Source organism: Caldimonas mangrovi, assembly GCF_023721835.1.
Taxonomy (GTDB): Bacteria; Pseudomonadota; Gammaproteobacteria; order Burkholderiales; family Burkholderiaceae_C; genus Caldimonas; species Caldimonas mangrovi.
The window spans coordinates 1-20,478 of the sequence record NZ_JAMKFE010000007.1 but is presented as its reverse complement, the minus strand read 5'-3'; the positions used below and the strand labels follow the sequence as shown (position 1 = coordinate 20,478).

Annotated in this window: 21 protein-coding genes and 1 pseudogene; 11 read left to right on the top strand and 11 right to left on the bottom strand. The window is 66.3% G+C overall.

Features of this window, described 5'->3' with window-relative positions; genetic code table 11:
- Nucleotides 1-27 precede the first annotated feature (27 nt).
- On the top strand, nucleotides 28-1,041 hold the full coding sequence (truD, locus tag M8A51_RS13000; RefSeq protein ID WP_251778899.1) for a tRNA pseudouridine(13) synthase TruD: 1,014 nt from the start codon (nucleotides 28-30) through the stop codon (nucleotides 1,039-1,041).
- A 111-nt stretch (nucleotides 1,042-1,152) separates the two neighbouring features.
- Here the strand turns inward: truD and M8A51_RS12995 are convergent, their stop codons facing one another.
- The 4 genes from M8A51_RS12995 to M8A51_RS12980 form a co-directional block, all read right to left on the bottom strand.
- Complete coding sequence (locus M8A51_RS12995; protein WP_251778898.1) at nucleotides 1,153-1,368, bottom strand: hypothetical protein; 216 nt, start codon at nucleotides 1,366-1,368, stop codon at nucleotides 1,153-1,155.
- Nucleotides 1,365-1,826: a T6SS effector amidase Tae4 family protein gene (locus tag M8A51_RS12990; protein WP_251778897.1), complete on the bottom strand. Its 462-nt coding sequence runs from the start codon at nucleotides 1,824-1,826 to the stop codon at nucleotides 1,365-1,367. Before M8A51_RS12990 ends, M8A51_RS12995 begins: the two co-directional genes overlap by 4 nt.
- Nucleotides 1,827-2,127: 301 nt before the next feature.
- Nucleotides 2,128-2,916 (bottom strand): OmpA family protein, encoded by a 789-nt coding sequence (locus tag M8A51_RS12985; protein WP_251778896.1) that lies wholly within the window; start codon nucleotides 2,914-2,916, stop codon nucleotides 2,128-2,130.
- A gap of 132 nt (nucleotides 2,917-3,048) precedes the next feature.
- Nucleotides 3,049-3,213, bottom strand: a complete 165-nt coding sequence (locus M8A51_RS12980; protein ID WP_251778895.1) for a hypothetical protein — start codon at nucleotides 3,211-3,213, stop codon at nucleotides 3,049-3,051.
- A 70-nt stretch (nucleotides 3,214-3,283) separates the two neighbouring features.
- Here M8A51_RS12980 and M8A51_RS12975 point away from each other — a divergent pair, with 70 nt between their 5' ends.
- The gene (locus M8A51_RS12975; RefSeq protein WP_251778894.1) at nucleotides 3,284-4,168 is read left to right on the top strand and encodes an alpha/beta fold hydrolase; all 885 of its coding nucleotides are present in this window, start codon (nucleotides 3,284-3,286) and stop codon (nucleotides 4,166-4,168) included.
- A gap of 53 nt (nucleotides 4,169-4,221) precedes the next feature.
- On the opposite strand, the gene M8A51_RS12970 is transcribed toward M8A51_RS12975, so the two are convergent.
- The gene (locus M8A51_RS12970) at nucleotides 4,222-5,106 is read right to left on the bottom strand and encodes an aldo/keto reductase family oxidoreductase (RefSeq protein ID WP_251778893.1); all 885 of its coding nucleotides are present in this window, start codon (nucleotides 5,104-5,106) and stop codon (nucleotides 4,222-4,224) included.
- A 103-nt stretch (nucleotides 5,107-5,209) separates the two neighbouring features.
- Between M8A51_RS12970 and M8A51_RS12965 the strand changes: the two genes are divergently transcribed.
- Nucleotides 5,210-6,124, top strand: a complete 915-nt coding sequence (locus M8A51_RS12965; RefSeq protein ID WP_251778892.1) for a LysR family transcriptional regulator — start codon at nucleotides 5,210-5,212, stop codon at nucleotides 6,122-6,124.
- Between the two features lie 75 nt (nucleotides 6,125-6,199).
- Here M8A51_RS12965 and M8A51_RS12960 read toward each other — a convergent pair whose 3' ends face one another.
- The gene (locus M8A51_RS12960) at nucleotides 6,200-7,069 is read right to left on the bottom strand and encodes a LysR substrate-binding domain-containing protein (protein WP_251778891.1); all 870 of its coding nucleotides are present in this window, start codon (nucleotides 7,067-7,069) and stop codon (nucleotides 6,200-6,202) included.
- A 104-nt stretch (nucleotides 7,070-7,173) separates the two neighbouring features.
- Between M8A51_RS12960 and M8A51_RS12955 the strand changes: the two genes are divergently transcribed.
- Both M8A51_RS12955 and M8A51_RS12950 read left to right on the top strand, forming a co-directional pair.
- Nucleotides 7,174-7,452, top strand: coding sequence for a carboxymuconolactone decarboxylase family protein (locus tag M8A51_RS12955; protein ID WP_251778890.1), 279 nt, complete (start codon nucleotides 7,174-7,176; stop codon nucleotides 7,450-7,452).
- Nucleotides 7,401-7,646 (top strand): tautomerase family protein, encoded by a 246-nt coding sequence (locus tag M8A51_RS12950; RefSeq protein WP_251778889.1) that lies wholly within the window; start codon nucleotides 7,401-7,403, stop codon nucleotides 7,644-7,646. The genes M8A51_RS12955 and M8A51_RS12950 overlap by 52 nt, the downstream gene beginning before the upstream one ends.
- Nucleotides 7,647-7,687: 41 nt before the next feature.
- Here M8A51_RS12950 and M8A51_RS12945 read toward each other — a convergent pair whose 3' ends face one another.
- Nucleotides 7,688-8,824, bottom strand: coding sequence for an ABC transporter substrate-binding protein (locus tag M8A51_RS12945; RefSeq protein ID WP_251778888.1), 1,137 nt, complete (start codon nucleotides 8,822-8,824; stop codon nucleotides 7,688-7,690).
- 440 nt (nucleotides 8,825-9,264) lie between these two features.
- Here M8A51_RS12945 and M8A51_RS12940 point away from each other — a divergent pair, with 440 nt between their 5' ends.
- On the top strand, nucleotides 9,265-10,146 hold the full coding sequence (locus tag M8A51_RS12940; protein ID WP_251778887.1) for a phosphatase domain-containing putative toxin: 882 nt from the start codon (nucleotides 9,265-9,267) through the stop codon (nucleotides 10,144-10,146).
- Between the two features lie 81 nt (nucleotides 10,147-10,227).
- On the opposite strand, the pseudogene M8A51_RS12935 reads toward M8A51_RS12940, so the two are convergent.
- Together M8A51_RS12935 and M8A51_RS12930 are read right to left on the bottom strand one after the other, a co-directional pair.
- Nucleotides 10,228-11,216, bottom strand: a pseudogene (locus M8A51_RS12935) (tripartite tricarboxylate transporter substrate-binding protein).
- Between the two features lie 99 nt (nucleotides 11,217-11,315).
- Entirely contained in the window at nucleotides 11,316-12,251 is a 936-nt protein-coding gene (locus M8A51_RS12930; protein WP_368408547.1) for a LysR substrate-binding domain-containing protein, read from the bottom strand.
- 105 nt (nucleotides 12,252-12,356) lie between these two features.
- On the opposite strand from M8A51_RS12930, the gene M8A51_RS12925 reads away from it, so the two are divergent.
- Nucleotides 12,357-13,523, top strand: coding sequence for a mandelate racemase/muconate lactonizing enzyme family protein (locus M8A51_RS12925; protein WP_251778886.1), 1,167 nt, complete (start codon nucleotides 12,357-12,359; stop codon nucleotides 13,521-13,523).
- Between the two features lie 176 nt (nucleotides 13,524-13,699).
- Here the strand turns inward: M8A51_RS12925 and M8A51_RS12920 are convergent, their stop codons facing one another.
- Nucleotides 13,700-16,435 carry a hypothetical protein gene (locus tag M8A51_RS12920; protein WP_251778885.1) on the bottom strand — a complete coding sequence of 912 codons (2,736 nt, stop codon included), beginning with the start codon at nucleotides 16,433-16,435 and terminating at the stop codon, nucleotides 13,700-13,702.
- Between the two features lie 245 nt (nucleotides 16,436-16,680).
- Here M8A51_RS12920 and M8A51_RS12915 point away from each other — a divergent pair, with 245 nt between their 5' ends.
- Together M8A51_RS12915 and M8A51_RS12910 are read left to right on the top strand one after the other, a co-directional pair.
- Nucleotides 16,681-17,208, top strand: a complete 528-nt coding sequence (locus tag M8A51_RS12915) for an alpha/beta hydrolase (protein WP_251778884.1) — start codon at nucleotides 16,681-16,683, stop codon at nucleotides 17,206-17,208.
- A complete protein-coding gene (locus M8A51_RS12910; protein WP_251778883.1) occupies nucleotides 17,205-17,582 on the top strand; it encodes a hypothetical protein in 378 nt (125 codons plus the stop codon). Before M8A51_RS12915 ends, M8A51_RS12910 begins: the two co-directional genes overlap by 4 nt.
- 172 nt (nucleotides 17,583-17,754) lie before the next feature.
- Here the strand turns inward: M8A51_RS12910 and M8A51_RS12905 are convergent, their stop codons facing one another.
- Nucleotides 17,755-18,651 carry a LysR family transcriptional regulator gene (locus M8A51_RS12905; RefSeq protein WP_251779105.1) on the bottom strand — a complete coding sequence of 299 codons (897 nt, stop codon included), beginning with the start codon at nucleotides 18,649-18,651 and terminating at the stop codon, nucleotides 17,755-17,757.
- 98 nt (nucleotides 18,652-18,749) lie between these two features.
- Here M8A51_RS12905 and M8A51_RS12900 point away from each other — a divergent pair, with 98 nt between their 5' ends.
- Together M8A51_RS12900 and M8A51_RS12895 are read left to right on the top strand one after the other, a co-directional pair.
- Entirely contained in the window at nucleotides 18,750-19,619 is an 870-nt protein-coding gene (locus tag M8A51_RS12900; RefSeq protein WP_251778882.1) for an SDR family oxidoreductase, read from the top strand.
- Nucleotides 19,620-19,657: 38 nt separating this feature from the next.
- Complete coding sequence (locus M8A51_RS12895; protein ID WP_251778881.1) at nucleotides 19,658-20,131, top strand: AtaL-like protein; 474 nt, start codon at nucleotides 19,658-19,660, stop codon at nucleotides 20,129-20,131.
- Nucleotides 20,132-20,478 lie beyond the last annotated feature (347 nt).

The window sequence follows — 20,478 nt, the reverse complement described above, 5'->3', positions numbered from 1 at the left end:
TTCACAACTGGTGGTGTACTACCGCTCATGACCGACGCCCTATACACGACCTTGCCGCAGTGGCCCACCGCTTATCCGGCCAGCGGCGCCAGCGCCACCCTGAAACTCCTCACCGAGGATTTCATCGTGACCGAACTGCCGCTGCAGTTGCCCTCCGGTGAGGGCGAACACATCTGGCTGGACGTCGAAAAGAACGGCGCCAACACCGCTTTCGTCGCGCAGCAGCTGGCCGAGGCTGCAAGCGTGCAGGAAAGGGACGTGGGCTATGCCGGCCTCAAGGACCGCTACGCCATCACCCGGCAGTGGTTCAGCATCTACCTGCCGAAGGGCGAGACGCCCGACCTGACTCAGCTTCAGCACCCGGAATTCAAGGTGCTGGGTCAAAGCCGCCACGTGAAAAAGCTGCGACCGGGTGATCTGCAAGGCAACCGATTCCGCATCGTGCTGCGTGACGTCACCGGCGACCGCGACGCCATCGAGGCCAATCTCAAGGCCGTTGCGTCACAGGGCGTGCCCAACTACTTCGGCGCTCAGCGTTTCGGCCACGACGGCGGCAACGTCGAGCAGGGCCGGGCCATGCTGGCGCGCGAAATCCGCGTGCGCAACCCGAAGAAGAAGGGCATCTACCTGTCGGCGGTGCGCTCCTTCGTTTTCAACGAATTGCTGGCGCTGCGCATCCAGCAAGGGCTCTGGGGCAAGTCCTTGCCCGGCGACGTGATGAACGAGGCGGGCCAGCCCACCGGGCCGCTCTGGGGACGGGGCCGCGTGATCACCACCGATCAAGCGCAGGCCCTGGAAAACGAAGTGGCTGCACGTCACGCCACCTTGTGCGACGGCATGGAGCACGCCGGTCTGGATCAGGAGCGTCGCGCCCTGGTGGCAAGCCCGGTCGACATGTCATGGGAATGGCCGCAAGCCGATCAACTGGTGCTTGTGTTCTCTTTGCCCACCGGGAGTTACGCCACTTCCGTTCTGAATGAGATCCTCCGCACGACGGAGCCCGAGCGGCGCGAAGAGAACGAGTCTGCGGCCGTCGAATGACGGTGCGCTCATTCGGGTCGAGACGGCTGCCAAGCCGGCCGCATTGCTCGAATGCCCGGCCTGGAAGGTACAGCGATCATCGCTGCGCATCGAGCAGCCAGCCGCAAGCGCTCATCCCCGGTCGCTTCCCGCCACCTTCCACCCCGCCCACCCAAGTAAAGGGCACGCGACCGCAAGCGCCACGAGAAACGCCACGGCGGCCACATCATCGAGCGCAGGCGGTTCCGGAGCATGGGGAGCGTACAACGCCGTCGCAAGGTGCCCGGCGCCCCATGCAAGCAGGGCGCCGAGCAACACGCCAAGCACCGCGCCCAGCAGCTTCTTCACGCCACCTCCCAGAACCAGATGCCGGCGCCCCGGGTGTAGTCGCTACCGAGACCCAGGTAGACGGCGAAGGGCGATGACAACTTGGTCATGCGCCATCCATTCCACAGGTCGATGTGGTCGCCGCTGCCGTTGTAGAAGTCCTTGATGAACACGATGCCCTTGCGGCCGGTGATCTTGTCGAACGCTTCCTTGGCCTGGTGTTTCTCGACGCGCTTCATGCCCGGCACGATCACCCGCGTCAAAGCATTGGCCATCTCTTCGGCTGCCAAGGTGTGCCCTTCGTCCTTGTCGTGGTGCCAGCACTGTCGCAAGCCCCATGTCTTCATGCTGATGCCGGACTTGGTGATCGCGACGCCCATGCGGATCGCACACTGGTTCTCGAAGTGGCTCTTGCCATCGGTAGAGCACGGAAACTTACCCGTCGGGTGGTTGCCCCACAGTCGGTGAAAAATGCTCATTTGATGTGTCTCTCCCTTTTGTTGATGCCATTTGGCGCCGAAAGGCTAGCACGGGTGCTGCGGAGGTGTGCGTATGAGCGCAGGTGCCCTGTCAGTCTCGACAGCCCCCACTTGGGCGTGGCATTCACGAAGCCCGGCCTCACCATGAAGACCTGGGGCCTCGGCACTGCTGACACCATGGCAAGGCTGATGGCCACGCGCTCGCCGCTGAGGAGATGGCAAACGCGCTGACGCGAGTGATCGTGCCGGGCATGAAGAAGGTCGAGACGTACGCCGGCGCGTGTTGTCTCGCCGAGCCCGATCAAGGAAAGATGAAGAAGCGTCCGCGCATGACCGACAGCCCGAAGCTGACCGAAGTTCCGGTCTGGAAGGACCAAAAAACGACACCGTGCGCTGCCACCGGGCGCAGCGCGACCAGCGTCCAGTTCAGGTGCTTGCCGTCGGTCAACCCGTTGATCTCGGCCTCCCCGGCGAAGTCCCGAACCGTGTGCGGGCGCCGGGTGGTGAAAGCATTCCACGGTCCCGTGAACGTCACGCTGGCGGGTAGCCCGATGGACAACCCGGTGCCGATGAATCGATAGCCCTGGCGGTTGCCGTGTTCGTCCTCGATCTCGAAGTTCGCGTACATGCCCGCAACAGGGCCGTGAGAGGCGTCGGCTGCGAAGGTCATGCGCATCCGAAAATGCGTGGCCTGGGTCGGCCGGGGGAGTGAAGGCGACGGCAGTCTGCGTGGCGGAGGGGGCGGCGGCGGCGCCACGTAGCCGGACCGCAGCGCGACCAGCACGCCGCGGTCGAAGTCGTCATCCTCCGACAGGCCGAAAGCGTAGCGCTCGCCCCAGGCATTGACTGCAATGCGGGACTGCGGAACACCGGCGCGCACGAAAAAGTCGACCACGCGCTGTGCCCTTTGCAACGACAGCCGCTCGTTCGGCGCATCGCGCCCCACCCGGCTCGCCAACCCGGTAACCTGCACCCGCAGTTCGCGCGTCTTGCGCATCCTTTGCGCCGCCGGACCGTTCACCCACCTCATGTGCTCGGCCTTCAGCGTCGTGCCGTCGTGGTCGAAGTTGTACAGGTAGGCAAGGCCCATGTGGGGGCGGCTTTGGTCCCAGACCCGTCCTCTGCCGGTGCGAATCAGCGTCACGCTGCCTCCCTGTTGCTCGCCTGCTGCGCAAAAGTAAGCTAGGCGACGCCCGGGGCGTGCGCAAGACTCGACCCGCCCCTAGAACGTGGGGCGCCACGTGAGCGAGCTGTGATGCTCGATGGCGAGAACGGGCAGCCGCAAAGATGAGTCGGCCGAACACGTCGGATCGAGCCGCGCGCCTTCGTGGATGTCGTCAAAGCGTTCGATCGAGGCCAGCCCCTGGGCCGACGCGCCGTCCTTCATAGCCCGGAGCCGGCACGTGCCTTGCCGCGCAGGACGACATGCGCCAAGCCGATGCGCACCGGAGATCGCCATGGTGGATAGCAGCAACACGTCGACCACTCGCCAAAGATTCCGCCTCTTGGGCGGCGCCGAGCTGTCGTTTCTCACGGCAGGCGAGCCCTCCAAGCCCGCGGTGTTGCTGCTGCACGGCACGCCGAACTCGGCGCTGTTGTTCCGCGGGCTCGCGCCCGCGCTGGCGCAGGCCGCTTACGTCATCGCGCCCGATCTGCCCGGCCACGGCGAATCCGATGTGCTGCCGCAGGTGTCGTTTGCCGCCATCGGCCAGGCCATTTCTGAACTGCTAGACGGGCTGAAGGTCGGGCCTCGGTTCATCTACCTGCATGACTGGGGAGCCCCCGTGGGCCTGCACGTCGCCATGGAAGCGCCCGACCAGGTCCTGGGCCTCATCGTGCAGAACGCCAACGCGCATCGAACGGGATGGGGGCCAGGATGGGCCGCGACGCAGGCCTACTGGTCGCACCCGAACCGGGAAAACGAAGCGCTGGCCACGGCGCATCTGACCCTAGACGGCACGCGCGATACGTACATCTCCGGCGTCCCTGCGGATGTGGCCGAGCGCATCCGCCCCGAACAATGGGAAGAAGATTGGCGCGTGATGAACCTTCCGGGCCACATGGACACACAGCGAGCGCTGATCAAGGACTACGGCAACTACGCCACCCGCTTCGACGCCATCGCCCAGTATCTCGAGCGCTGGCAGCCCCCGGCTTTGATGGTCTGGGGAAGGCATGACATCTACTTCGACCTTGCCGAGGTGCTGTCATGGATGCAGGCGCTGCCGAGGATGGAAGCCCACGTCCTGGATGCCGGCCACCTGCTGCTCGAGACGCATGCAGCCACGGCTGCAGCGCTGATGCTCGACTTCATCAAAGGCACTGCCAGCGCCCGGGCGTAGCGGGCTCCGGCTGCCGGGTTCCACCGGCGGCACGCTGCCGCCCGCAGCGGGTGTCACCCCGCAGCATCTACCGGCGCTGCCAGCGCATTCAGCCGTTCGATCGCTGCAGGCGGCAACTCCAGCGACGCGCTCGCAAGGTTTTGCTGCAGGTGAGCGGGCGACGAGGTGCCGGGGATCAGCAGGATGTTTTCCGACCGCTGAAGCAGCCAGGCCAGTGCGACCTGCTTTGGCGTGGCGCCCACGCCCTTGGCCACTTCGTCCAGCACCGTGGACTGCAAGGGGGTGAAACCGCCCAGTGGAAAGAACGGCACGTAGGCGATGCCGTCTCGCGCGAGCTCGTCGATCAGCGTGTCGTCGGTGCGGTGCACCAGGTTGTAGTGGTTCTGCACGCACACGATGGGCACCATGCGCCGGGCCTGTCCCACCTGGCGCGGGGTTGCATTGGAAAGCCCCAGGTGCCGGATCAGCCCTTGCCGATGCAGCTCGGCCAGCGCAGCAAGCGGCTCCTCGATGGAACCTTCGGCCGGCCCGTGGACGTCGAACATCAGGCGCAGGTTGACCACGTCGAGCACGTCGAGCTTCAGGTGGCGCAGGTTGTCGAGCACGGCCGATTGCAGCTGCGCGGCAGAGAACGCGGGCAGCCAGGCCCCGGTGCCGTCGCGCACGGCACCGACCTTGGTGACGAGCGTCAGCGACTCGCGGTACGGATGCAGCGCCTCGCTGACGATCTGGTTGGTGATGTGGGGGCCGTAGAAGTCGCTGGTGTCGATGTGGTCCACGCCGGCCTCGACGGCCGCGCGCAGCACGGCCACGGCCTGGGCGCGGTCCTTCGGTGGGCCGAAGACGCCGGGGCCGGCCAGCTGCATGGCCCCGTAGCCCATCCGGTGAACGGCCCGGTCCCCGAGCCGGTAGGTGCCGGCGCCGCTGGTTGCTGTCATGTCGGACTCCTTGAAGTGGATGCAGTGGTGCGAATCTAGGCGTCGGGTGCCTGTCGCACAATCCAGCACAATCGGCACGGCCTGTGCGGAAAGGCGAACAGTCATGGCACCTCTTGAAGATCTCTGCGCATTCACGGCCGTGGCCCGGCACGGCGGTTTCCGTACTGCCGCGCGGGCGACCGGCACCAGCGCCTCGCGCCTGTCCGAGGCCATCCGGCGGCTGGAAGCGCAGCTGGGCGTGCGCCTGCTGCACCGCACGACGCGCAGCGTGACACCCACCGAGGCCGGCGGCCGCCTGCTGGCCCGGCTGCGCCCTGTGCTCGAAGAGGTCGACCAGGCGCTGGAAGAGGTGAACGACTGGAAGAACACGCCGGCGGGGCGCCTTCGGCTCAACGTCCCGGTCAGCGCCTCGCGCCTGGTGCTGCCGCGCATCGTTCCGGCCTTCATGGCCGCGTATCCCGACATCGAGCTCGACGTCGTGGCCGACGACCGCTTCGTCGACGTGCTGGCCGAAGGCTTCGATGCGGGCATCCGCTACGGCGAACGGCTCGAGAAAGACATGGTGGCCATCCCCATCGGCCCACGCACCCAGCGGTTTGCGGCCGGCGCGTCCCCGGCCTATCTCGACAAGCACGGGTGGCCACGCCATCCGCGAGACCTGCTGCGGCATGCGTGTCTGCGCGGGCGATTCTCCAGCGGCGCTTCGCCGGCCTGGGAATTCGTGCGCCGCGGCGAAACGGTCAAGCTGGAAGTGAACGGGCCGCTGGTGGTGGGGCTGGGCGGCACCGTCGACCTTGCCGTCGAAGCGGCGGTCGCGGGTGCCGGCGTGGTCTATCTGTTCGAAGAGTGGCTGGCGCCGTACTTCGAGCGCGGCGAACTCGAACCGGTGCTAGCGCCGTGGTGGCCCAGGTTCGACGGCCCGTTTCTCTATTTCGCCGGGAGGCGGCAGCTGCCGGCGCCCCTGCGCGCCTTCGTGGACTTCGTCAAAGCGTTCGATCGAGACCTGCCGCCTGGTTGACGCGCGGTCCTTCGCCGCCAGTCTTGCGAGCGCTCCATGTTTCGCAAGCTGCTCGCCGAAGGGGGCCCATGGCCATCACACCAGCGCCTGCACGTGTTCCGCCAGCAGATGTTCGAGCCGGCTCACGGGCGGCGGGGGTTGGGCGTCTGCGCGGTGAACATCGAGCCCGGCGTGCGGCAGCCCGGGCAAGCCCGCCAGCACCTGCAGTGAGGGCGGCACGCCGATGGCCGTGCGCACCGTGACGCCCAGGCCGGCACCGACTGCGGCCCAGATGCCCGCCAGGCTGGGGCTGGTGAAGGCCACGCGCCACGGGATGCGCGCGCGGTTCAGCGCGGCGATGGCCGCATCGCGCATCAGGCAGGGCGCCTCCAGCATCGCCAGCGGCAGCGGCTCGCTTTTGGAAGGCGGGGGCAGTTCGGCGCCCCGCGCACCCAGCCAGCACAGCGGCACTCGCGCCACGCTGCGCGCATGCGGCGACCGCCGGCCGTCCAGCCTCCATGCCAGCGTCAGATCGAGCCGGCCGCGCTGCAACTGCTGCAGCAGTTCGGCATTGCGGGCCAGCCGCGCTTCGACCCGCACCCGCGGGTGCGCCCGCGCAAAGCCCGCCAGCACGTGGGCCAGCAAGCCTTCGCCGAAGTCCTCTTGCAGGCCCAGCCGCACCTCGCCATGCAGTTCGGTGCCGCGCACCGCGTGGGCCGCCTCGTCGTTCAGCTCCAGCAGGCGGCGTGCATAACCGATCAAGACCTCACCGGTCGGCGTGAGCACCATGCCGCGGCCGGCCTTGCGCAGCACGGGGGTGCCCACCTGCTCTTCCAGCTTTTTCAGCTGCGCGCTCACGGCCGACGTGGAACGGCCCAGGCGGTCCGCCGCCTTGGCGAAGCTGCCCAGCTCGATGCCGGTGACCAGCGTGCGCAGCACGTCAAGGTCGAAGGTGAGGCGGCTCATGCAACCGTCCTGGTTTTTGGAAGGGTAGGGTCTGAATTTTCACATTTTCAGGAAGGTGGTGCCGCCGTATCGTGCCTGCTCGTGCACTCATCCAAAGGCCTGCAATGACCGACCAACCCTCCATGGCTGCCCCGCCCTCGCTCGCCGCGGCCGCTCCCAAGCTGGCCGAGTTGTCCGACCGCATCCTCTTCGGCGACGTGTGGCAGCGACCGCAGTTGAGCCCGCGTGACCGCAGCCTGATCACGGTGGCCGCGTTGGTGTCGATGTATCGTCTGGAGCAGTTGCCCTTCCATCTCGAGCGTGCCTTGGGCAACGGCGTCCCACCGAGCTGGTGTTCGACCGCCACTACCTGGGCGGATCGCGCAGCGACGACTACCTGCTGATCGCCATCACCGCGGGTCGGCTGCGCTCCACCGAGGTCAAGCGCGCCTTCTACCGCCGTCTTGCGGAACGGCTGGCCCGGTCGCCCGGCATTGCCGGCTGCGACGTGATGGTCGTGATCACCACCACGGGTGTGGAGGACTGGTCGTTTGCCGAGGGCCGCATGTCGATGATCGACGGGGCGCTCGAACGCTGACGGTGCCGCGGGGCAAGGACTGCGCGCGACGACGCGCGACCTCAGTGCATGAGCCTGCCGCCTTCGTCCACCACCGAGATCTCGACGAACTTCAGCCCGGTGTGGTCTCCCTTGCGGTAGTTCAAGCGAACGCCGCCCAGGTCGAAGTCGGTCATCGTCTCCATGGCCGTGACGAAGCCCGGCCGGGTCAAGGCCGGTCCCGCCCGGCGCAGGGCTTCCACGGTCACCTTGGCCGTCGCGTAGCCTTCCAGCGCAATGGCCGAAGGCGCGTCGCCCGGTGCGTGCCTGCGCATCGCCGCATGGAACTCGCGCACCAGCGCCAGCCCCATCGCCGAGGGCTTGGGCATCACCTGCGTGACGCCGATGCCTCGCGCGTCGCCGGCCAGCTGGCGGATCGACGCACCGGCAGGGAAGAACGACAAGGCGTAGTAGGACGGGCTCTTGCCCGACTGCTTCATGCCCCGCACGAACTCCACCAGAGAGTTGCCGAACGACCCGCAGATGACCACCTGCGCGTCGGACGCCGCGATCGCGGAGACCGCCCGCGCGACGTCGACCGACCCGCGGTCCACGCGTCCTCGCGCCACCGGCGCCAGGTGGCGCCGTGTCAGTGCCGCTTCGGCGGCCTTCAAGACATCCTGGCCGAAAGCATCGTCGTCGTAGAAGACCGCGATGCGGCGCATGCCGAGCGTCAGCACATGCTCGACCATCTTTTCCACTTCCTGGGCGTAGCTGGCGCGCAGGTGGAACACCCACCGGTATTGCGGGTCGCGCAACTGCTCGGCACCTGAAAACGGCGCCACCACGGGCACGCCTGCGCCTTCCAGCAACGGCAGCACCGCCGCGGCGTTGGCGGTGCCGATCAGCGACACGAACGCGAACGCGTCGTTGCGCTGCAGCCGTTCGCGCACGATGCGGCGCGTTTCTTCGATCTCGTACTTGTCGTCTTCGGTCACCAGGTCAACACGACGCCCGTGCACGCCGCCGCGTTCGTTCACCTGCGCCAGGAACGCGCGCCAGCCCGAGTTGAGTTCCTTCACCAGCGACGCCCGCGAGCCGCTCAGGTCGGCCGTCTGCACCAGCGTCACGGCGTCGCCCGTCACGCCCTGTGCCCACGCAGTGGCCCCCAGCAGGGCCCCCACCAGCCATGCCACGATCCCTCTCGTTGTCTTGCCCATGTCCCCCTCCGGACGCTGTTGACGTGCATCAGTGGAAAGGAGGGCGCCTTGAGGTGGCTGAGACAGTTGAGCAGGACAGCGCAGCTTTGTGAAGGGCTGCCGGTGGAACCGTGATGAACTTGGCGTGCGGCCGTTGTCGCGCCGCGCAGCCGCCGTGTTCGCATGACTGCACATGACTTCGCGCCCTGGCCGCGGGCCGTGCCTTGCCTGGCGTATGGTTCCGCCTCTTCAAGAACAAGGAGAACGCCGTGGGGTGGCTGCAAAAACTCTGTTGTATCGGCTCGAGGCCCGTGACGCGCGAACCCGCTGGAGGACCGGCGTTGCCTGCGCCGGCCGTCACGCCCCCTTTGTCCACAGGGGGACTGCAGTCTCGCCGGTCACGATCGGACAGCCAGTCGAGCGGCCCGGTCGGTGCGGGGCACACCCCGCTTCGGCTCACCTTGCCCGAGCGCACCGGACCCGCCGTGCTGCGCGGTGACCGGCTGCTGACCGACTCCTCGCGCTTTCGCACCATGTCGGATCTAACGCAGCTGCGGGGCGCGGCGATCAACACCGAAGGCCTTGCGGAGCTGAGCCTGTCGGGAAGCGCCAGCCTGTACTCCAACGACCAGATCGAAGAGATCAAGAGGGCCGCAGGCGGGCGGCGGTTTGTGGTGCTCGACCTGCGGGAGGAGTCCCATGCCATCGTCGGCGGGTATCCGGCCACATGGATCGCGCCGGACGACTGGGGGTGTGTCGGCATGAAGACGCCCGAGGTGCTGGCAGTCGAAAACACACAGATCGAAAACCTGAGGAAGCTGGACCAGGTGACGTTCGTGAACTACCCCGACCTCAAGTGGGATCGGGAGCCCCATTCCACCACGCTGCACAAGCCGTCCGTCGTCGACGAAAAAACGCTCGTCGAGAGCGGCGGCGGCGAATACCGCCGGCTCCCCATCACCGACCACGTCCGGCCCAGCCGGGAACGCGTGGACGAGTTCGTCGACTTCGTGCGCAACATGGAACCCGACACTTGGCTGCACGTGCACTGCAAAGGGGGCAAGGGCCGGACCACCTCGACCATGGTCATGTTCGACATGCTGCACAACGCCAGCCGGGTGTCTGCCGAAGACATCCTGGCCCGCCAGACGGCGATGGGCGGCAGCGACCTGGTCACGATCGGCGGCAACCGCATCGACATGAAGCAGGACCGGCTGGCCTTCCTGCTCGAATTCCACGCCTACGCCAAGGCCAACCCGCTCGGTGCCGAGAACGCGAAAAGCTGGGCGGAGTGGCGCATGGCCCCGAAAGCGGTAGCACCGGAGGCGACGACACAGGGGTGAGCCGCGAGCGTCAACGCCAGCAAGCCGGGCATCGATGCGGTTCCGACCGTGCCGGCTTGTCGCGAGGGCCGGCGCCGGCAGTCAATCTGCGTACGCGTCGGCCGCCCGGATGACCTTGGCCCAGCGGGCCACTTCGCCCTCGACGAACTTCTTGTGCGTCGCGGGCTCGACACGGGCATCGACACGACCGTGATGCCCAGCGCTTCTTGGCGCTTGATCAACTCGGGGTCCTTGAGCGCGCCGCGCAGCGCCTCGTTCAGCTTGGTCAGCACTGGCGCCGGGGTGTTCTTCGGCGCGTACAGCCCGTGCCACACGGTCACGCTGAAACCGGGCAGGCCGGATTCGGCCAGCGTCGGCAGGGGCGCCAGGGCCGGAAGCTTCATGCGTTCCTTGCTGGTCACCGCGAAGGCCCGGACCTTGCCGCCTTCGATCTGTGGCACGGCGTTCGTGGCCTGCTCGCACATCACGTCCACGATGCCGCCCATCAGGTCAGTCATCGCAGGCCCCGTGCCCCGGTACGGGACCGTGGTCATCTCCGCCTTCAGAGAGCTCTGGAGCATCAGGCCGCACAGATGCGACGCGGAGCCGACGCCCGCACGCGCCAGGTTGACCTTGGCCGGGTCGGTGGCGATCCACTGGCGCAGTTCAGCGAAGTTCTTCGCCGCCAGCGACGTCCGGCCGACCAGTGTGGAGGGCGCTTCGTGGATGAGGCCCAGGTAGGCGAAGTCGTCGATGCCCTTGTACGCAAGCTTGCGATACAACGAGGGTGCCGTCGCGAAGCCGATGTGATGGACCAGCAGCGTGTACCCGTCCGGCGCAGCGGTTGCCACCTTCGCGGAGCCCAACGTGCCACCCGCGCCGCTGACGTTCTCGACGACCACGGTCTGGTTCAGCTGCTTGCGCAGCGATTCGGCCAAGTCACGGGCAATCTTGTCGCTCGGGCCGCCGGCCGCGAACGGGACCACCAGCGTGACGGGCTTCTCGGGGAACTCGGCGCGGGCCGCGCCCGTGCCAACGAGAAGAATCGAGGCCACCGCGAGGCCCCATGCGCGGCGATGCAACTTGTCCATGCTTGTCTCCGATGAGCAGCGCTCCATGGGCGCCATGGGCAAGATGATCGTGATCCGCGTCGCTGAACGCCAATGCCCGATTTCTTGGCTTTGATGCCTTCAAAGCACCGCAACGTCAGGCGGTTCGGATGCCGTGCTGGCCGCCTTCCAGAAGGCCTCGGCAGCCTTACCAGCGTCGCCGCGCCGGCGATACAGGCGGATCTGGAGATCGATGCGCCAGTCGTCCCGAGCCGCGACGACGAGCCGGCCGGTTGCCATGTCGTCCTCGATCAGCAGCTTCGGAAGCCAGGCCAGCCCGCGCTGGTCGAGAGCCATTGTTCGCAGCACGGAAGCCAGATGCGCCGTCAGCACCTGGTGCGCATGCATCCGATCCAGCGCCGGCCCTTTCAGCTGCTTGAGGATGCGCCCCAGACCCGATTCGGGGCTGTACCCGAGCCACTGCATCTGAGTGGCTTTGCCGCTAGACGGAAGGCCGTGAAGCGGGCGGCCGCTATTGTCGGGCGCAGAGACCGGGATCAGCTGGTCGGTTCCCACCACCAGGCTCGGGAAGTCCGCTTCGTCCAACGGGCCGTGGACGCCGGGATGCCCGTGGGCGAGCATGAAATGCACCTGGTTCTGCGACAGCAGCGTCTCGCACTTCTGCTGCACGTCCGACATCAGTTGCAGTTGCCCCATGGACGCGTGCGCTTCAAGCGCGTGCAGCCAGCGCGGCATGAAGGTGAACGACAGTGCGTGCGTGGCCGCGAAGCGCAGCGTGGTGGAGCTGGCCTCGGCAATGGCGCGTGCCTGGCCCGGAATGCCGGCCACACGGGACTGCAGGTCCTGTGCGACGGTGCGGAACCACTCGCCCACCTCGGTGACCCGCGCCGGCTGGGAACTGCGATCGAACAGGTCTGCCCCGAGCCACTCTTCCAGCGCGCGGATGCGCCGGCTGAAGGCCGGCTGCGTCATGTGCCGCTCTTCGGCAGCGCGCGAAAAGTTGCCGGTGGCCGCCAGGGCCATGAAGTCGTCGATCCAGGACAGGTTCATCGACATGGCGGTGCTTTCAGGGCATCAAAGACTAGATAAACAGCATTGGAAAGGCGCAGCGCCGGCGGCGATCATTTCCACATCGCAACCCGCAACACACCGGAGACCCGCGTGAAGATCGTCGAGATTCGTGAGAAGACTGTTCCCATCAGCTCTTCCATCCGCAACGCCTACATCGACTTTAGCAAGATGAACCTCAGCCTCGTTGCGGTCGTCACCGATGTGATCCGCGACGGCAAGCCGGTGGTGGGCTACGGCTTCAACTCCAACGGCCGCTACGGTCAGGGCCACATGATGCGCGAGCGGTTCATTCCGCGCATCCTGGAGACTCACCCTGACGACCTGATCGACGCCAGCGGCAAGAACCTGGACCCGCACAAGATCTGGAACGCGATGTTCAGGAACGAGAAGCCCGGCGGCCACGGCGAACGTTCGGTGGCCATCGGCACGATCGACATGGCCGTGTGGGACGCGGTTGCGAAGATCGAAGGCAAGCCGCTGTTCCAGCTGCTGTCGGACCGCTACGGCGACGGCCAGCCCAATCGCAGGATCTTCGTCTACGCCGCGGGCGGCTACTACTACCCCGGCCAGGACGACAAGAAGCTGCAGGACGAGATGAAGAGCTACATCGACCGCGGCTACACCGTGGTCAAGAAGAAGATCGGCGGCGCTCCGCTCGACGAAGACCTTCGTCGCATCGACGCCATCATGGAAGTGCTGCAGGACGGCCAGAAGCTGTGCGTCGACGCCAACGGCCGCTTCGACCTGCAGACCGCCATGGCCTACGCCAAGGCGCTGTCGCAGTACGACCTGTTCTGGTACGAGGAGCCGGGGGACCCGCTGGATTTCGAGTTGCAGGCCACGCTGCGCCAGTTCTACAAGAACCCCATGGCCACCGGCGAGGACCTGTTTTCGATGCAGGACGCGCGCAACCTGATCCGCTACGGCGGCATGCGCCCCGACCGCGATTGGCTGCAGTTCGACTGTGCGCTGAGCTACGGCTTGGTCGAGTACCTGCGCACGCTCGAGATGCTGAAGGAACACGGCTGGTCGCCCAGCCGCTGTATCCCGCACGGCGGCCACCAGATGTCACTGAACATCGCCGCTGGCCTCGGTCTTGGCGGCAACGAGTCGTACCCCGACCTGTTCCAGCCCTACGGCGGCTTTCCCGACGGCGTGAAGGTCGACAACGGCTACGTCACCCTGCCTGATCTGCCCGGCATCGGCTTCGAGGGCAAGGCCGACCTGTACAAAGAAATGAAGGGCCTGTCGGCCTGATCCGGGCAACGGGCGGGTCCGCATCGACGCACGCCGCGCCGCCACGCGCGGCGTGCCGTTTTCCGCCAGGATCTCTTCTGCCCGTTTGCGAGGCTCTCGTCGCCCTGAGCAACCTGGGACTTCAACGGCAAACGCGGGGCGACTCCCGCATCCACCGCTACAGCGAAGGCAAGCCGTCATCCGGCGCTGCCCGGAGCAGGGACGCGCAGTTCGCTCGGGCCCCCTTTCTGCATGGCCTTGAAGTAGCCCCGCGATGGAGGATGAACCAGCGGATTGAACTTCAGCCTTCCACTTTTTCCTGGATAACCTTCGGGGTCCTGGTAGTCGTTCTTGTCGTCCACAAAACCCTTCTCGTGCTCCACGCCAAGGTCGTCCGCAAGTTCCACGATCCGCGCCGCCAGCGCATCGCCATGGGCGGCCTCTTTGACCAGGTCCTCGTGTGAAAAGGCGGTCTGGCAGCAGATGAACGCGGGGCCATGGACCCTGTCCCAACTGAACGGCGCGGGCCTTTCCCCCCATCGGGTGGACAGGGCTTCCTGGTTGACGGAGGCGAAGTGGAGCTCCAGACCTTTGTCGGGCCTGCTACCCCTGGACGCCAGGTCCTGCAGCTGTGCCAAGACGCCGGCATGCCGCAGAGGGTCGGGCTCGAAGGGCGTGTCGTCCAAGCCGTTCTTCCTCCACGCCTCATAGTTGTCACGTTGCCAGGCGTTGTTCATTGCCGCCGCGAGGTTTCTCCATCGGCGGAATGCCTGCGGGTACCGATCGTGTGCGCTCAGGTCGGTGATGATGACCACAGGCGGTGCCGCGTGTTCCTGGTAGAGCGCCTGGAGGAAGTCACGGTCCAGCCCTTCCGGGTCGAGGCTGTGAAGTTCCGTATCGGTCGACGGCTGCTTGATGATGAACACCTCTGTCCCGGCGGCCCTCAGCTTGTCGAGTCCGAGCGGCGTGAGGGCCGTTCCGCCGGAGGTCGAATTGCCCACCAAGATCAGCGGCACCTTCTTGTCGAGCTTTTCGGAGAGCTCGGTCGTCTTCTGGATGGCGGGCAAGTAGATCCGCTCCTGGAACTTCTTCGCCTCGTAGGCCAAGCACATCGATTCGAAGGCATCGAGTCGCGCCGCGGCCTCCAGGACGTGTTGTCTGACGCCCTGGTTGCCTTGTATTTTTCGAGCATCTTCAAAGTTGAATCGCGTGTTCTTCTCCAGCGAGAGGAATTTCGAACAGTGAGCCTCTTGGACAGACGAGTAGTAGTCCACCAGTTGATGTTCCGGTCGGCTGAGATCGAGAGCCTTTCTGCTGACGAAAGGATGGGCCTGCGCGAGCTTCTGAGAGACGTATTCGCGGAAGTGCAGCAGAAAGCGCAGCGGCATGGCGTTCCATGGCTCTTGGACCTCCTTCGCTGCGAGCATCCCGTCGAGAAGCCGGCGCCAATTCTCGACCCGATCTTCCACGCCGCCCGCGAGGTCGGGGATCGCGATTCGCGCTGCAGATTGGCTGATCGCCATATCGACGTCGGGCGGGATGCTGTCCGCACGGGGCGCCTTCTGGTCCATGCCTGCCAACACGCGGTTCAAGTCCTCGGGCTTCAGTTGAAGCAGCCAGTGCATCAGTTCCTGCGACATGCGGGGCGAGAGCGCCAGATTCGCAACCCCGTTCTCGATGGCCGACAGACGGCGCTTCGTCTCGGCGACTGGGCTTCCATCCGTGACCAGGGATGCCTTGAGCTTCACGAAAGTGTCGATGGACTGGGAGACCTCCTGCGGGCTCAGGCTTTCCCTGTTGCGCAAGATGCTGTCTACCAAGCTTCTGGCGCTCTGCCCGCACCGGTTCAAGCCGACCAGGTTGCTGTAGCACTGCTCGGCTGTCTTGTACTGGTCCGGGCCGGGGATGCATTGCTGGCCCACCAGCGCGCCACGCCAGTGATCATCGCCCTCTTCGACGTCCTTCAGTTCATTGAGGACATCGGTGGCCCGTACGGTAGGCAGGAGGCAGGAATAGTGCTGTTGAAGGCGTACGACGGTTTGGACCGCCTTCTCTGCGCCCATGTCGACCATCGCCTTGATGGCATCTGGCTCGACGTTGTTCCAAGCGCCATAGAGGGTCCTCCAGCACCATTCCAGTTGGTTCTTCTCGATGGCGCTCGGCAGCCTTCCGACTTCTTCCAGTGCCCGACGAACATTGCTGGCATAGGCCCCAGGTTGGCGTCTGGCGATCTGCTGCGCAACCTGGCCCGCGTGCCCCCGCTCCTGAGAGGGGATCGAGGCCAGCATGCCGATGGCAGCCATGCTGTCCGCGGCATGCTGCGGTCCGTCGGACGGCGACAACAACTCGAGCGACAGGATGTGCTGCCAAAAGGCCGGTCGCTCGTCTGGTGGGAGTTTTGCAAGGGCCGGAAGTATGTTCAAGAGATCTTTGGGATCGGACGCTCCCGAGCCGTGGAGGGCGTTGAGAAGCTTCAGGAAGTCCAGCCGATCTTCGGGGCCATGTTCCTGTATGGCGCGCTGGAACTGATGCCTGGTGGACAGGTCGCTGCTCAGGCCGCCGATGATGGCCTCTTCTGCCGGGGAAAGCGGCGGCGACATGCGACCCGGCGGCGTGCTCGGGAAAGGCATCGCAGCGCCCTCTGGCGACGGCGGCCGCGTGGCTGGAGGAACGGGCGACGTTCGCGCTTGCAGCGATGGTCCAGTGGGCTGAGCCGCCGGAGCCTCTCCCGCGGGAACACTGACCGGCGGGGCGGGCATGCCCGCCCCCTGTGCGCGGGCTCGCACCTTCAACGGCAGGTGGCTCACGAACCGCTTCGCCAGGTTGGTGCTGCCATCTACCGGCTCCGCGGGCTTGTGCCCGGTGATAACACGGTGGCCGAACCAAGGCAGGTGGGGAAATTTCGGTTTCATGTCGCGGGTGTGGCGCTGCACGCAATTCAGCCACCATCAGCCATGTGTCGCCGAAGGCACGCCTGCTCAGCGAAGGCGGTGTGCCTCTTCCGAAGCATCGCCTGGCTGCAAGCGGCGGCGCGTGCACGCCGCGGCGGTCACGCGGAACTTGCCGTTGAAGCTCTCGTCGGCGCCATTCTGCCGCGGCTTGCCCGGGTCGTCGGGATGTCGAGCCACCTCGCCCGATTGGTATCGTTGCACCATGGACCCGCAGCCGTCGCCTTCCCGTGCAATTCACCGTCGACGGTCTTTCCTGTGCCGCGCAACTCTGGCTGCCACAACGGCCACGGCCGGTGCCGGCGGTGGTGCTTGCAAACGGCTTCTCGGGCACGCAGGACTGGATCGTGCCGCAGTTCGCGTCGCGTTTCGCCGAAGCAGGGGTCGCCGCACTCGCGTTCGACTATCGGCACCTCGGCCGCAGCGCGGGCGAGCCGCGACAGCTGATCGACCCGCGCCGGCAACGCGCCGATGTGCGCGCTGCCCTGGCCTTTCTGAGAACGCAGCCGGCGGTGGATGCGCGCCGCGTGGCGCTCTGGGGCACCTCGCTGGGCGGAAGCCATGTCGTGGAGGTGGCTGCCTGCGATCGGGGGGGGCGGCTGTCGTATGGAACATGCCGGCCCTGGATGCCGTGCGCGGTGCAGACCTCAGGGCCAAGCTCGCCGCGGCAGGCGTCGGCCCACGAGAAGCTTTCGCCGCCGGTTTGCGCCTGCTGGGCGCCGCGCTGCACGACGCGCTGCGTGGCACGCTGGGAATGAGACCGCGGTACCTCGCGGTCTATGGCCGCCCGGGCGAGGCCTTCTTCACCGATCCGGCCCTGATGGAGCGGTTCCGCGCCGCTGCGGCGGGAAGCCCGACATGGGAAAACCGCATCGCCGCGCGATTCCTGCTGCATGCACCGCGCTATCGCCGCGGTACGCTGGAGCGCATCCGGGCGCCGATGCTTTTCAGCCTGGCGGCGCAAGACGTGGAGGTCTCGCCCGTGTTCATCAAGGGGCTGGTCGCAGGGCTGCCCCACTGCCGCGTGGCCGAGCACGATGCCGCGCACTTCGACCTCTACCACGGCGCGGTGTTCGAGCAGGTGGTGGCCGACCAGGCGGCGTTCCTCGCGAAGGCGCTCGACACCGGCTGACGAGTGCACCGGCGCGGCATGAATCGAAGATCACGGCACCAAAGACGGCGACAAGCGCCTATCCGGTTCGGCCGATTCAACAGGCAGAGTCAGCCGACCATCCTGCCGTTGGCACGGCTCATTCCGGAAGTTCTCGCCGGCCGGCTGCCGCTGAAGGGCCCGGCCCACCACATCACCCGATATAGACTGCCAGTTCCTCCGGCGTCCCTTGGGGAAAGGCCTCCTTGAGGACGTCGAGGAAGGCCGAGACACGAGCGTTCAACAGGCGACGAGAAGGGTACAGGGCCCACAGCGCGATCTCGGGCCCGGGCACATCGCCCCAATGCACCAGCCTGCCAGCCGCCAGATCGGGACTGACCAGCGAAAGGGGAAGACGCGCCGCGCCCACATCCGCACGCACGGCGTCGCGCACCATGAACAACGACGACAAGTGCAGGACGGGCTGCACCGTCAGGCGCTTCTTGCCTTCGGGTGCCGCCAGTTCCCAGACGGCCGGCGGGTCCGTGCCCGCGCTTCCTCGTACCACCACCGGTACCGGCGCGCCCCCTGCTGCCGCGGGGAGCCGCGGGCTGGCCACCACCACCATGCGGTCCCTCAGGAAGATGCGCCCGACCAGGCTTTCGTCGGGGGCCGGGTTGACGCGGATCACCAGGTCGTATCCCTCTTCCACCATGTCGACCGCGCGGTCCTCGGTCGTGACTTCGAGCCGGACGTGACGGTGCCTCAGCGCAAACCGGGCGGCGAGCTTGCCCATGGCGGCTTGCGAGAACAGCAATGGCGCGCTCACCCTCAGCCTGCCTCGCGGCTCGTCGCCGCCGGACGCGACGGCTGCCGTGGTCTCGTTCAATTCGGTGAGCAGCACCGAGGTTTTCTCGAACAGTGCCCGGCCTTCTTCGGTGAGCTTCAGCGCGTGCGACCCGCGCTCGAAGAGCCGCAGGTTGAGGGCGCTTTCCAGGTCGGCCACCCGGCGAGACAAGGTGGCTTTGGGGCGGCCGGTTTCACGGGCTGCCCGCCCGAAGCCGCCGTGCCGGGCGACCAAGATGAAGTCGGCAAGTGCGAGCAGGTCCACGTGTTCCATTGGTGAGACAGGTCGTCCAAATATACCGTCTATCGGTCAAAGTGCGGAACGATCAACATGAAGGCTCTTCAACCCAATGGAGTGACTTCATGACCATCCTCATCACCGGTGCTACCGGCAACGTCGGCCGCCACGTCGTCCAGCAACTTGTCCAGCGGGGCGCCGATGTCCGCGCGCTGGTACGGGACCCGGCCAAGGCGAACTTTCCCGCAGGGGTGGGTGTCGTGCAAGGCGACCTGCTCGATGTCGACGCCCTGCGCCACGCCTTCGATGGCGTGTCCACGCTGTTCCTGCTGAATGCGGTGGTGCCCGACGAATTCACCCAGGCCCTGGTAGCGCTCAACCTGGCGCGCGAAGCGGGCATCGAGCGGGTTGTCTACCTGTCGGTGATCCACAGCGACCGCTACGTGAACGTGCCGCACTTCGCGGGCAAGTTCGGTGTCGAACGGATGCTGGAGCAGATGGGCTTCGGCGCCACCATCCTGCGACCGGCCTACTTCATGGACAACGACCACACCATCAAGGACGTGGTGACGACGTACGGCGTGTATCCGATGCCCATCGGCAGCAAGGGGCTCGCAATGATCGATGCACGCGACATCGGCGAGATTGCAGCTCTCGAACTGCTCCGCCGCGAGCACGCCCGCGGCCCGCTGCCGTTGGAACGGATCAACCTGGTCGGCCCCGACACGCTGACCGGAGACAGTGTCGCGGCCATCTGGTCGGCCGTGCTGGGGCGCTCGATCGCCTACGGCGGCGACGACACCGCCGCTTTCGAGAAAAACCTGCGTAGCTTCATGCCGCCGTGGATGGCATACGACATGCGCCTGATGAGCGAGCGCTTCCTGACCGAGGGCATGGTTCCCGAAGCAGGCGATGCGGAGCGCCTGACCCGACGCCTGGGCCGGCCGCTGCGCTCGTACCGCGACTTCGCCACCGAGGCTGCGGCTTCGACCTGACCGTCGTCGCTGCTCAATGCCCAGGAAAGGAAACTGCCATGATCTATTCGACTGCCACCGTTCCGCTCAACCGTGAAGGCGAGGCGCCGCTCACGCGCTCCCAGGCATGGGCCGGCCTGGTTCTCAAGGCACGCGATGCGCAGCTCTTTCTTCCACCCGGCCTTTGCACCCGCTGCGAGGTCGTGGAAGAGAGCGAAACGCACATCGTGCGCGAAGCCACCATTGCTGGCGACCCCCTGCGAGAAATCATCGCCTTCGAGCCGGAAAGCAAGGTGACGTTTTTCCAGGCCGCCGGCCCGCGCGAGGGCGCGATCATCAACGAGCTGTTCGAAGATGGGTCGGGAACGCTCCAACTTCGCTTCTACGGCTACCTTGGCCTTCGGGGCAAGGCGCCGGGCGGCCCCGAGGAGCAGGCCGAGCAGGCCTGGATGGACGGCGACCAAGGCTACAAGAGCGCTCTTCTGTCGACGCTGAAACGCACTCGCGAATTGCTCGCGCAGGGCAAGCTGTGAAGGGGGGCGCCATGAACTCGATCAATGCTGTGCACCCTGATCTCGCGCACCCGAAGATCCCAAGTTCAGCCCCGCCGAGCCGCGTCGATCGCTGCGACGTCGATCTCGCTCATGTCCAACGTGGCGCCGATCGCGCTGGCTGCGGATGCAACTTTCCGCCGGCCCGGTACACCTCTTTCCCCCAAAGGTAGGATCGCGTCGTGGAGGTGCGTCGCCTAGTTGTGAAGCTTCAATAGGTTGTATCCGGTGTTCATCCGGACTGGGTTTGAGAGACTGGAAGTCGCCAAACACCCAATCCACCCAAAGGATCCAACCGGATGAACACCCATAAGCATGCCCGACTTACG

Bases quoted from the DNA above. Each gene is read 5' to 3' on its own strand.
- truD (WP_251778899.1), top strand. From the start codon at position 28: ATGACCGACGCCCTATACACGACCTTGCCGCAGTGGCCCACCGCTTAT.
- M8A51_RS12990 (WP_251778897.1), bottom strand. From the start codon at position 1,826: ATGAGCATTTTTCACCGACTGTGGGGCAACCACCCGACGGGTAAGTTT.
- M8A51_RS12985 (WP_251778896.1), bottom strand. From the start codon at position 2,916: ATGGGCCTTGCCTACCTGTACAACTTCGACCACGACGGCACGACGCTG.
- M8A51_RS12980 (WP_251778895.1), bottom strand. From the start codon at position 3,213: ATGAAGGACGGCGCGTCGGCCCAGGGGCTGGCCTCGATCGAACGCTTT.
- M8A51_RS12975 (WP_251778894.1), top strand. From the start codon at position 3,284: ATGGTGGATAGCAGCAACACGTCGACCACTCGCCAAAGATTCCGCCTC.
- M8A51_RS12970 (WP_251778893.1), bottom strand. From the start codon at position 5,106: ATGACAGCAACCAGCGGCGCCGGCACCTACCGGCTCGGGGACCGGGCC.
- M8A51_RS12965 (WP_251778892.1), top strand. From the start codon at position 5,210: ATGGCACCTCTTGAAGATCTCTGCGCATTCACGGCCGTGGCCCGGCAC.
- M8A51_RS12960 (WP_251778891.1), bottom strand. From the start codon at position 7,069: ATGAGCCGCCTCACCTTCGACCTTGACGTGCTGCGCACGCTGGTCACC.
- M8A51_RS12955 (WP_251778890.1), top strand. From the start codon at position 7,174: ATGACCGACCAACCCTCCATGGCTGCCCCGCCCTCGCTCGCCGCGGCC.
- M8A51_RS12945 (WP_251778888.1), bottom strand. From the start codon at position 8,824: ATGGGCAAGACAACGAGAGGGATCGTGGCATGGCTGGTGGGGGCCCTG.
- M8A51_RS12930 (WP_368408547.1), bottom strand. From the start codon at position 12,251: ATGTCGATGAACCTGTCCTGGATCGACGACTTCATGGCCCTGGCGGCC.
- M8A51_RS12910 (WP_251778883.1), top strand. From the start codon at position 17,205: ATGAGACCGCGGTACCTCGCGGTCTATGGCCGCCCGGGCGAGGCCTTC.
- M8A51_RS12900 (WP_251778882.1), top strand. From the start codon at position 18,750: ATGACCATCCTCATCACCGGTGCTACCGGCAACGTCGGCCGCCACGTC.
- M8A51_RS12895 (WP_251778881.1), top strand. From the start codon at position 19,658: ATGATCTATTCGACTGCCACCGTTCCGCTCAACCGTGAAGGCGAGGCG.